This window comes from Pseudomonas sp. JV245A, from assembly GCF_032424515.1.
In the GTDB taxonomy this organism is placed as follows: Bacteria; Pseudomonadota; Gammaproteobacteria; order Pseudomonadales; family Pseudomonadaceae; genus Aquipseudomonas; species Aquipseudomonas protegens.
This window is the reverse complement of the sequence record NZ_VYKE01000167.1, coordinates 1-10,443: the sequence shown is the minus strand read 5'-3', so window position 1 is coordinate 10,443 and position 10,443 is coordinate 1. Positions and strand designations below refer to the sequence as shown.

Sequence of the window (10,443 nt, the reverse complement as noted above, 5' to 3'; positions counted from 1 at the left end):
AGGGCAGGACCCGGTTGGGCGGGGTGGCGCTGGGAGCGTCGCGGAAGATGTCGATCAGTTGTTCAAAACGACGAAAGAGCATGGGGTCTGAAGCCCGGGGTACGGGCTCTCCTGTGCAGAAAACGGACGGGGCGCCGGGTAGGGCGCCGCCGTCGGGACAGGCTGCGAAGTATCAGTCGATACGCTTGGCCGACTTGATCAGTACCGGGTCGATCGGCACGTTCTGCATGCCCTGCTTGGTGGTGGTCTGGGAGTTGACGATCTGGTCCACCACGTCCATGCCGCTCACCACCTTGGCGAATACGGCGTAGCCGGCATCGCGGCCCGGGTCGAGGAAGGCGTTGTCGGCGACGTTGATGAAGAACTGGCTGGTGGCCGAGTTGGGGTTCGAGGTACGGGCCATGGACAGGGTGCCACGCACGTTATGTAGGCCGTTGGAGGCTTCGTTCTTGATCGGGTCGCGGGTGTCTTTCTGCACCATCTGCGCGGTGAAGCCACCGCCCTGGACCATGAACCCCGGGATCACCCGGTGGAAGATGGTGTTGGTGTAGAAGCCGCTGTCGACGTAGTCGAGGAAGTTCTTGCTGGAGATCGGTGCCTTGACCGGGTCCAGTTCCACTTCGATCTTGCCGAAGCTGGTGTCCAGCAGGACGTGGGGCGCCTTGGCCGGTTGCGCGGCCATCAGGTTGGCCGCGAAGAGTACGGAGCCGGCGACGAGGGCGATTTTTTTCAGCATGGGTCAGTGATCCTGGGTGGTGGTGTCGACTGTGGTCATGAAGTCCAGCAGGGTTTGGTTGAAGCGCTGCGGCTGGTCCAGCGGCGTGGCGTGTCGGGAGTCCTCGATCACCACCAGCCGCGCGTCCGGCAGCAGTTTGACATAAGCCTCCTTGAGCGCCACCGGGGTGTAGTCGCGGTCGGCGCTGACGACCAGGGTTGGACAGGTGATTCGCGACAGACGTTCCTGAACCCCCCAACCGACGATGGCGTCGAAGCTGGCGAGATAAGCACGTTTGTCGTTTTTTGCCCAGCGCTCGGCCATCTTCTGTCGCAGCTCGCCCTGCTCCGGCTTGGGAAACAGCCGCGGGCCCAGGGCCTTGCCGATGGCGCTCGGGCTCAGCACCCGGGCCAGGCTCCAGCGCTTGAACCACTGCCAGTAGTCGTTGGCGCTGCGCAGCTTGACCTCGGGGCCGCTGTTGACGATGCACAGGCTCTTGAGCAACTGCGGCTGGTCCACCCCCAGCTGGAAGCCGATCATGCCGCCCATGGACAGCCCGACGTAGTGGGCCGGGCCCAGGTTCAGGTGCTCGATCAGCGCCACGATGTCGGCGGTGAAGCCTTTGATGCTGTAGCGCTCCCGGGGCTTGTCGGAGCGCCCGTGGCCGCGGATGTCCGGGACGATCAGCCGATAGCGGGCCGAGAGCGCGGGGATCTGTTTTTCCCAGTCCAGGGCGCTGGAACCCAGGCCATGGACCAGCAGCAGGGGTTCGCCCCGGCCGTATTCCTCGTAGTGCAGGGTGCAACCTTCATGCTCGAAATAGGCCATGGCAGAACTCCTGTTCTGGTGGGTGGGGCGTCAGGCTTGCTCGGGGGCGGCAAAGGGCGCATCCAGGGGCGCGGTGTCGAAGGTGCGCAGCAGCTCCACGAGGATCTGCGTCGCCGGGCCCAGGGGTTTGTCCTTGTTGGAGTAAAGGTAGAAGGTCGGGTGGCGGCTGCCGCCCTGGTCCAGGGGCAGGACCTTGAGCAGGCCTTCGCGCAGCTCGCGCTCGATCAGGTGCCGGGGCAGCCAGGCAAAGCCCAGGCCGCTGCCGACGAAGGTCGCGGCGGTGGCCAGGCTGCCCACGGTCCAGCGCTGTTCGGCGCCGAGCCAGCCGACATCTCGCGGTTGCTGGCGGCCGGAGTCGCGGATCACCACTTGCAACTGGCTTTCCAGGTCCTGGAAGTGCAGTTCCCGCTGCAGGCGGTGCAGGGCGTGTTCCGGGTGGGCCACGGCGACGAACTCCACCGAGCTCATCTCGGTACCCAGGTAGCCGGGAATGTTGAAGCCGCTGATGGCCAGGTCGGCCACGCCTTCGAGTAGCACTTCCTCGACCCCGGACAGCACTTCCTCGCGCAGGCGCACGCGGCAGCCACGGCTTTGCGGCATGAAGGCGGTCAGGGCGCGTACCAGGCGCGCGTTGGGGTAGGCAGCGTCCACCACCAGCCGCACTTCGGCTTCCCAGCCCTGTTCCATATGGTGGGCCAGGTCTTCCAGCTGGCTGGCCTGCTTGACCAGTTGCCGGGAGCGGCGCAGCAACACGCCGCCGGCTTCGGTGAGCACTGCCTTGCGGCCGTCGATGCGCAGCAGCGGCACGCCGAGCTGGTCCTGCATGCGGGCCACGGTGTAGCTGACCGAGGACTGGGACCGGTGCAGCGCTTCGGCGGCCTGGGCGAAACCGCCGTGGTCGACCACCGCCTGCAGGGTGCGCCATTGATCCAGGGTCACGCGGGGCGCTTTCATGAGGGGCTCCTCTTGTCCTAAGCTGGCGCTCCTTACTGGAGACTGCCGAATGAGAAAATTCTGTTGTGTGTTGCTGGCTCTGTTGCCCTTGAGCGCCTGGGCCTATCCCATCGAAGTCGAGAAGCAGCTCAACGGCCAGAGCATCGATTACACGGCCTATGACACCGATGAAGACATCGGCTCCATCCAGTTGAACAACTACGGCAAGAGCGATGCGCTGTGCTCGGTGGTGTTTCGCAATGGCCCCGAAGCGCCGCGCACCCGCAAGGTGGAAGTCGCCGCAGGGCAGAGCAAGAACGTTACCGCCAAGTTCAATCGCAAGATCATCAAGCTGCGCCTGGACCTGACCTGCCAGGCCAAATGATCGAAGTGGGCCCGGCCCGGCCGGTTGCTGCAGGGCTGGCTCCGCTTATAAACGAATTTGTTGATTGGTTATAGCAGTTATTTGCGCTTTTTCATCGATATCACTCTGTTTAATCTGCGCTCCATCGACTTACGCATACCCCGATGGAGATTTGTGCCATGTCCCGCGTCCTGATCATTGAAAGCAGTGCCCGCCAGCAGGATTCCGTATCCCGCCAGTTGACCCAGACCTTTATCCAGCAATGGCAAGCCGCCCACCCGGGTGATTCGATCACGGTACGCGACCTGGCCCGCAACCCGGTGCCGCACCTGGATGCCAACCTGCTGGGGGGCTGGATGAAACCCGCCGAGCAGCGCAGCGCCGCCGAGCAGGACTCCCTGCAACGCTCCAATGAATTGACCGAGGAATTGCTGGCCGCCGACGTCCTGGTCATGGCCGCGCCGATGTACAACTTCGCCATTCCCAGCACCCTCAAGGCCTGGCTCGACCACGTACTGCGCGCCGGGGTGACCTTCAAGTACACCGACACCGGGCCCCAGGGCCTGCTCACCGGCAAGCGTGCCTACGTGCTTACTGCCCGCGGCGGTATCTACGCCGGCAGCACCGCGGACCACCAGGAACCCTACCTGCGCCAGGTGATGGGCTTTATCGGCATCCACGATGTGGAGTTCATCCACGCCGAAGGCCTGAACCTGGGGGGCGATTTCCACGAGAAGGGCCTGAACCAGGCCAATGCCAAGCTGGCCCAGGTGGCCTGAGCCGCGATTCTTGAGCCCAGGCGCCGCTCAGCGAAGGGCAGGGCGGCGCCGTTAATCCGCAGATAATCCACCGGTGTTCAAGTAGCGCCTGCGCATCCCCCTTCAAGCCGGTTCGCGCATCGAACCTCCCTTTGTACTGGTTGCTCCTTCAGTACCGACGCCCGATTGCACGCCTAGCGAGATCGGGCTTTTTTTTGCCCGGGATTTCATCTGAGGGGGCAAAACCGCTATCGTCGCCGCCATTCAAGACGAGGCGAACATGGGCTATCTACTTTTTGTCACGCTGATCCAGGCGTTTTCCTTCAGCCTGATCGGCGAATACCTGGCCGGGCATGTCGACAGTTACTTCGCGGTGCTGGTGCGGGTGCTGCTGGCGGGGCTGGTGTTCATTCCACTGACCCGCTGGCGCCGGGTGGCCCCGGCCTTCATGCGCGGCATGCTGCTGATCGGTGCGCTGCAGTTCGGCATCACCTACGTGTGCCTGTACCTGAGCTTTCGCGTGCTGACGGTGCCGGAAGTACTGCTGTTCACCATCCTCACGCCGTTGCATGTGACCCTGATCGAAGACGCCCTGAACCGGCGCTTCAACCCCTGGGGCCTGCTGGCGGCGCTGGTGGCGGTGGCAGGCGCGGTGGTGATCCGCTACGACAGCGTCAACCCGGACTTCTTCATGGGCTTCTTGCTGCTGCAACTGGCCAACTTCACCTATGCCGCCGGGCAAGTGCTGTACAAGCATCTGGTGGCGCGCTACCCCAGCGACGAGCCGCACTACCGGCGCTTCGGCTACTTCTACCTGGGGGCGCTGCTGGTGGTGTTGCCGGCGTTCCTGCTGTTCGGCAAGGCCCACTACCTGCCCGACGCGCCGCTGCAATGGGCGGTGCTGCTGTTCCTCGGCCTGGTGTCCACGGCCCTGGGCATGTACTGGTGGAACAAGGGCGCGTGCCTGGTGACCGGCGCCACCCTGGCGGTGATGAACAACCTGCATGTGCCGGTGGGGCTGTTGATCAACCTGCTGATCTGGAACCAGCACGAAGACCTGGGGCGGCTGTTGCTGGGCGGGTTGGTGATTCTGGGGGCGGTGTGGATCAGCCGCCGGGGCGCGGCGCCGCGCCTGACGCCCTAACCTGTAGGAGCCGGCTTGCCGGCGAAAGGGCCCGCAAGCGTTGCGTCTGGCCGGCCAACGCCTTCGCTGGCAAGCCAGCTCCTACCAGGTTACAGAGCCTGCTTCTCTACTGTCGGCACATGGCTGGCACCCAGCACCGCAGGCAGCAGGCCGGCCCGCAGGTCGGTGCCGCTGGGCTGCTGGTACAGGTTCAGGCCGAATTCCGGCATCACCGCCAGCAGGTAATCGAAGATATCCCCCTGGATGCGCTCGTAATCCACCCACGCGGTGGTGCGGGTGAAGCAGTAGATCTCCAGGGGAATGCCCTGGGCCGTGGTCTGCATCTGGCGCACCATGCAGGTCATGTTCGGCTGGATTTCCGGGTGGCTCTTCAGGTACGCCAGGGCATAGGCGCGAAAGGTGCCGATATTGGTCATGCGCCGGCGGTTGGCCGACAGCGCGGCGACGTTGCCCTGGGCTTCGTTCCAGCTTTTGAGCTCGGACTGCTTGCGCCCGATGTAGTCGGTGAGCAGGCGCACCTTGCTCAGGCGCACTTCTTCATCGTCATGCAGGAAGCGCACGCCGCTGGCGTCGATGTACAGGCTGCGCTTGATCCGCCGGCCGCCGGACTGCTGCATGCCGCGCCAGTTCTTGAACGATTCGCTCATCAACCGCCAGGTGGGGATCGAGACAATGGTCTTGTCGAAGTTCTGCACCTTGACCGTGTGCAGGGTGATGTCCACCACGTCGCCATCAGCGCCGACCTGGGGCATTTCGATCCAGTCGCCGACCCGCAGCATGTCGTTGCTGGTCAACTGTACGCTGGCCACGAAGGACAGCAGGGTGTCCTTGTAGACCAACAGGATCACCGCCGACATGGCGCCCAGGCCCGACAGCAGCAACAGCGGCGAGCGGTCGATCAGGGTGGCGACGATGATGATCGCGCCAAACACGTACAACACCATTTTCGCCAACTGCACATAGCCCTTGATCGAGCGGGTGCGGGCGTGTTCGGTGCGCGCGTAGATGTCCAGCAGGGCATTGAGCAGGGCGCTCAGGGCCAGGAGCTGGAACAGGATGGTGAAGGCCATGGCCAGGTTGCCGAGGAACAGCAGGCTGGTCTTGCTCAGCTCCGGTACCAGGTGCAGGCCGAACTGGATCACCAGGGATGGAGTCATCTGTGCCAGGCGGTGGAACACCTTGTTGTGGCGCAGGTCGTTGAGCCAGTGCAGGGCCGGCTGGCGGCCCAGCAGCTTGACCGCGTGCAGCACCAGGTAGCGTGCCACTCGTCCGACCAGCAGGGCGACCACCAGTAACAGGGCCAGGCCGATGCCGGCGTGCAGGAGAGGGTGTTGGTCGAGTGCTCCCCAGAGATCCTGGGTATTGAGCCAGAGCTGTTTGAAATCCATGGGCTAAAACGATTCTTCTATAAGGCACAGGAGGGGGATTAGAGCATTTAACCCTGGGAAAGTTACGGTTAAGGACAAATCGGTTAACAAAAAACCAACTCTTTGCCACCGTTTGCACAAAGAAACTCGGCCTTCGCGCTCGAAACCGGTACCCTATGCAGCTGTTTTTTTGCATATCTTCGAGGTAGCACCCGTGTTTTCCCAATTCGCCCTGCACGAACGCCTGCTCAAAGCCGTGGCCGAGCTTAAATTTGTCGAGCCGACGCCGGTGCAAGCAGCGGCTATTCCGCTCGCGCTGCAAGGGCGTGACCTGCGGGTGACGGCACAGACCGGTAGCGGCAAGACCGCGGCTTTTGTCCTGCCGATCCTCAATCGCCTGATCGGCCCGGCGAAGATCCGCGTCAGCATCAAGACCCTGATCCTGCTGCCGACTCGGGAACTGGCCCAGCAGACCCTCAAGGAAGTCGAGCGTTTCTCCCAGTTCACCTTCATCAAGTCGGGCCTGATCACCGGTGGTGAAGACTTCAAGGTCCAGGCTGCCATGCTGCGCAAGGTGCCGGACGTCCTCATCGGCACTCCGGGGCGCATGCTGGAGCAACTCAACGCCGGCAACCTGGATTTGAAGGAAGTCGAAGTGCTGGTGCTCGACGAAGCCGACCGCATGCTCGACATGGGCTTTGCCGAAGACGTGCAGCGTCTGGTGGACGAATGCCCGAACCGCCAGCAGACCATGCTGTTCTCCGCCACCACTGGCGGCTCCGGCCTGCGGGAAATGGTCGCCAAGGTCCTCAACAACCCTGAGCACCTGCAACTCAACAGCGTCAGCCAGCTGAACGAAACCACCCGTCAGCAGATCATCACCGCCGACCACAACCAGCACAAAGAACAGATCGTCAACTGGCTGCTGGCCAACGAGACCTACCAGAAGGCCATCGTCTTCACCAACACCCGGGCCATGGCCGACCGCATCTACGGCCGCCTGGTGGCCCAGGACTACAAGGCTTTCGTCCTGCACGGTGAAAAGGACCAGAAGGACCGCAAGCTGGCCATCGACCGCCTGAAGCAGGGCGGGGTGAAGATCCTCGTGGCCACTGACGTCGCTGCCCGCGGCCTGGACGTTGACGGCCTGGACCTGGTGATCAACTTCGACATGCCGCGCAGCGGCGACGAATACGTGCACCGCATCGGCCGCACCGGCCGTGCCGGCAACGATGGCCTGGCCATCTCGCTGATCTGCCACGGCGACTGGAACCTGATGTCGAGCATCGAGCGCTACCTCAAGCAGAGCTTCGAGCGCCGCACCATCAAGGAAGTCAAAGGCACCTACAGCGGGCCGAAGAAGGTCAAGGCCTCCGGCAAGGCGGTGGGCGTGAAGAAGAAAAAGACCGACGCCAAGGGCGACAAGAAAAAGGCCGTGGCCAAGGCCCCGACCAAGCGCAAGACCGCCAATCGGCCCAAGAGCGACAGCCTGGTCAGCCAGGATGGCCTGGCGCCGCTCAAGCGCCGCAAGCCACAGGCCCCCGCCGCTGAATAAGCCTGGCGCCTGATGCAGATGAAAAGCCCGGACCTGGTCCGGGCTTTTTGCTTTGCGGGTGTCAGCTCTCGGCCTTTTTCTCGGCAGTGGCCAGTTCCTTGAGCCGCTGGTCGATCAACTGGCAATTGTCCGGCAGGTCCTTGCTGGAGGTGCTCAGGTCCATCTTCTGCAGTTCGGCATTGATCTCCTTGGCCTTGGCCGGGTTCTGCTCGGTGATCTTGCTGACTTCCTGGGCCAGCTGTTCGCGCTTGGCGGTGGCTTCGTCCGGGGTGCAGGCCCAGGTGGGCAGGGCGAACAGCAGGCTGCTGGCGAGGGTAAGAATGCTCAGGTTCTTCATGGCGTAGGCCTCGTGATTCGGAACGGGCAGTCATCCGGTTGAGGCAGCGGAGGCAGGGAAAGTTCAGTTGGATTGAGCCGGTGGCCGCGGCTTTGATTGCCGTGCCTGATCAGGAATTCTTACTCGGCAATTCAGATGGATCTGATTTGCCGGCGTCGCCGATAGCTCTAGCATCCGGCCTTGTAGCAGGGCGCGTGCCCCGCAAAACCAGCCATCCATCGACGATGCTCGCGCTTAATTGACGTCAGAATGGTGGCACATTAACATCGCGCGCCCTTTCTCTACCCTTGCTGCCGTTTCGAAGGACCGAATATGTCTCTCTCCACCCTCGGGATGAGGTTGTGCTGTGCCTTGTCCTGCTTGCTGCTGGTCACTGCGCTGCCCAGCGCCACTGCCGCGCCGTTGCCGGGCCCGGCTTTCAACCCCGGCGACCAGGACCTGATCCGCGACCGCCAGAACCGCCTGCTGGAAGAACAGCAGCGGCGCCTCGAAGAACTCAAGGACCTGCCCGGCAAGAGCGCCGCGCCTGTAGCGCCCACGGCGCCGGCCGACAGCCGCTGCTTCCCGATCAAGGACATCCAGCTCAAGGGTGCCGACTCGCTGTCGGCTGCCGAGCGCGAGCGCCTGCTCCAGCCCTACATCGGCCAGTGCCTGGGGGTAGCGCAGCTCAATGCACTGCTCAAGGTCATCACCGACCGCTATATCGAAAAAGGCCTGGTCACCAGCCGTGCCTACCTGCCGCAGCAAGACCTCTCCAGCGGCCACCTGCAAGTGCTGGTGGTGGAAGGCAAGCTCGAAGGGCTCAAGGCCGCCGAAGACAGCAAGCTCAGTGCCCGTGAGCTGAACATGGCCTTCCCCGGCAGTAGCGGTGAGCTGCTCAACCTGCGGCAGATCGAACAGATGGTGGACCAGCTCAACCGCCTGCCGTCGAACCAGGCGCAGATGGAACTGGCCCCGGGCCAGGCCGTGGGCGGCAGCGAGGTCTTGGTCAAGAACAACGCGCAAAAGCCCTGGCGCGTTGGCCTATCACGCAGCAACGAGGGCCAGAAGAGCACCGGCGAGCAGCAGTGGGGCAGCTCCTTCGAATGGGACAGCCCCCTGGGGCTGGCCGACCAACTGGTGCTGCGCGGCGGCCACGACGCCATCAGCGACCACCAGAAAACCTCGCGCAACGCCATGCTCTATTACAACCTGCCGTTTGGCTGGTGGAACCTCAGCTACAGCTACAGCCAGAGCGAATACCGTTCCCTGGCCCAGGGCCAGGGCTTCAACTTCAAGCAGACCGGCGACAGCCAGAACCACCAGTTGCGCCTGGAGCGGGTGATCCATCGCGACGCCCTGAGCAAGACCTCGCTGAACAGCGGCCTGAGCTACCTGCGCACCAACAACTACATCGAAGACAGCAAACTGAGCAACAGCAGCAACCGCCTCAGCGAGGCGCAGTTCGGCATCAACCATGGCCGGCGCATCGGCAGCGGTTTTCTCAACCTCGACCTGGGGCTGCAGGACGGCATCGGCGCCTTCGATGCCCAGCGTGAAAACCAGCGCGACCGTTTCGGCAACCGCCAGGCCAACGCCCGTTATCGCAAGTACAGCGCCACCGCCAGCTACCTGCAGCCGTTCAAGCTGGGGGAAGAATCCCTGGTGTTCAGCAGCCTGGTCACTGGCCAGCGCAGCGAGGACGTGCTGTTCAGTTCGCAACGCATGAGCCTGGGCAGCCAGTCCTCGATCCGCGGCTACAAGGACCAGAGCCTGAACGGCGACAGCGGCTACTACTGGCGCAACGACCTGCGCTGGACTCGTCCGGTGGGCTGGGACTGGCTGCGCCCGGTGTTCGCCGAATACGGCGCGGGGCTGGGCTATGACTTCGGCGCGATCCGCAACGACCGCTACAACGCCGAGCAGCATGGCCGGGTCTCCAGCGACTCCATCGAATTCTTCGCCCGGGGCAAGCACCTTGCCGCCAGCGTGACCTTTGCCCATTCCCTCGAACGGCCCGAAGCCCTGAGTGAACGGGAAGCCCCGATCTATTTCCGCCTGGACCTGTTCCTTTAACTCCGCTCTTTGCCCGAGATATACGACATGGACGCTCGTCAGTTCGCCTTTCTGGCCCGCCAGCCTTCCGCCACCCTGCAAGCGCGGGATACGTTCTGGGGGCTGTCCAAACGCGGTCTGGCGTTCATCCTGGCTAACGTGATGTTCTGGCAGCCCGTGGTGGCGATGGCCGACGGCATCGTGGTCAACGGCAGCGGCACAACACTGGGACAGGCCGGCAATGGCGTGCCCATCGTCAACATTGCCACGCCCAATGGCAGCGGCCTGTCGCACAACAAGTTCAGCGACTACAACGTCGGCCAGCAGGGGCTGATCCTCAACAACGCCACCGGCCGCACCCAGGAAACCCAACTGGGCGGGATCATTCTCGGCAACTCCAACCTGGGT

11 protein-coding genes are annotated in these 10,443 nt (G+C 63.4%); 6 read left to right on the top strand and 5 right to left on the bottom strand.

The features are described 5' to 3' along the window. Window positions 1-172: 172 nt before the first annotated feature. The 3 genes from F6S12_RS27130 to F6S12_RS27120 are packed head-to-tail and all read right to left on the bottom strand — an operon-like array spanning window position 173 to window position 2,497. Window positions 173-736 (bottom strand): peptidylprolyl isomerase A, encoded by a 564-nt coding sequence (locus F6S12_RS27130; RefSeq protein ID WP_011059880.1) that lies wholly within the window; start codon window positions 734-736, stop codon window positions 173-175. 3 nt (window positions 737-739) lie between these two features. Then, on the bottom strand, window positions 740-1,543 hold the full coding sequence (locus F6S12_RS27125) for an alpha/beta fold hydrolase (protein WP_011059881.1): 804 nt from the start codon (window positions 1,541-1,543) through the stop codon (window positions 740-742). Between the two features lie 30 nt (window positions 1,544-1,573). Continuing rightward, window positions 1,574-2,497, bottom strand: a complete 924-nt coding sequence (locus tag F6S12_RS27120; protein ID WP_011059882.1) for a LysR family transcriptional regulator — start codon at window positions 2,495-2,497, stop codon at window positions 1,574-1,576. 49 nt (window positions 2,498-2,546) lie between these two features. On the opposite strand from F6S12_RS27120, the gene F6S12_RS27115 reads away from it, so the two are divergent. The 3 genes from F6S12_RS27115 (at window position 2,547) to F6S12_RS27105 (ending at window position 4,742) form a co-directional block, all read left to right on the top strand. After that, window positions 2,547-2,861, top strand: coding sequence for a hypothetical protein (locus tag F6S12_RS27115; protein WP_011059883.1), 315 nt, complete (start codon window positions 2,547-2,549; stop codon window positions 2,859-2,861). A 158-nt stretch (window positions 2,862-3,019) separates the two neighbouring features. After that, window positions 3,020-3,619 carry an FMN-dependent NADH-azoreductase gene (locus F6S12_RS27110; RefSeq protein WP_011059884.1) on the top strand — a complete coding sequence of 200 codons (600 nt, stop codon included), beginning with the start codon at window positions 3,020-3,022 and terminating at the stop codon, window positions 3,617-3,619. 259 nt (window positions 3,620-3,878) lie between these two features. After that, window positions 3,879-4,742 (top strand): carboxylate/amino acid/amine transporter, encoded by an 864-nt coding sequence (locus tag F6S12_RS27105; protein WP_011059885.1) that lies wholly within the window; start codon window positions 3,879-3,881, stop codon window positions 4,740-4,742. 89 nt (window positions 4,743-4,831) lie between these two features. Here F6S12_RS27105 and F6S12_RS27100 read toward each other — a convergent pair whose 3' ends face one another. Further along, a complete protein-coding gene (locus tag F6S12_RS27100) occupies window positions 4,832-6,130 on the bottom strand; it encodes a mechanosensitive ion channel family protein (RefSeq protein ID WP_011059886.1) in 1,299 nt (432 codons plus the stop codon). Window positions 6,131-6,323: 193 nt separating this feature from the next. On the opposite strand from F6S12_RS27100, the gene F6S12_RS27095 reads away from it, so the two are divergent. Further along, window positions 6,324-7,664: a DEAD/DEAH box helicase gene (locus tag F6S12_RS27095; protein WP_315869519.1), complete on the top strand. Its 1,341-nt coding sequence runs from the start codon at window positions 6,324-6,326 to the stop codon at window positions 7,662-7,664. Between the two features lie 61 nt (window positions 7,665-7,725). On the opposite strand, the gene F6S12_RS27090 is transcribed toward F6S12_RS27095, so the two are convergent. Continuing rightward, a complete protein-coding gene (locus tag F6S12_RS27090) occupies window positions 7,726-8,001 on the bottom strand; it encodes a hypothetical protein (protein WP_011059888.1) in 276 nt (91 codons plus the stop codon). Window positions 8,002-8,313: 312 nt separating this feature from the next. Here F6S12_RS27090 and F6S12_RS27085 point away from each other — a divergent pair, with 312 nt between their 5' ends. Continuing rightward, window positions 8,314-10,056, top strand: coding sequence for a ShlB/FhaC/HecB family hemolysin secretion/activation protein (locus F6S12_RS27085; RefSeq protein ID WP_315869518.1), 1,743 nt, complete (start codon window positions 8,314-8,316; stop codon window positions 10,054-10,056). A gap of 27 nt (window positions 10,057-10,083) precedes the next feature. Next, on the top strand, window positions 10,084-10,443 hold a 360-nt coding region (locus F6S12_RS27080), incomplete at its 3' end, for a hypothetical protein (RefSeq protein ID WP_315869517.1).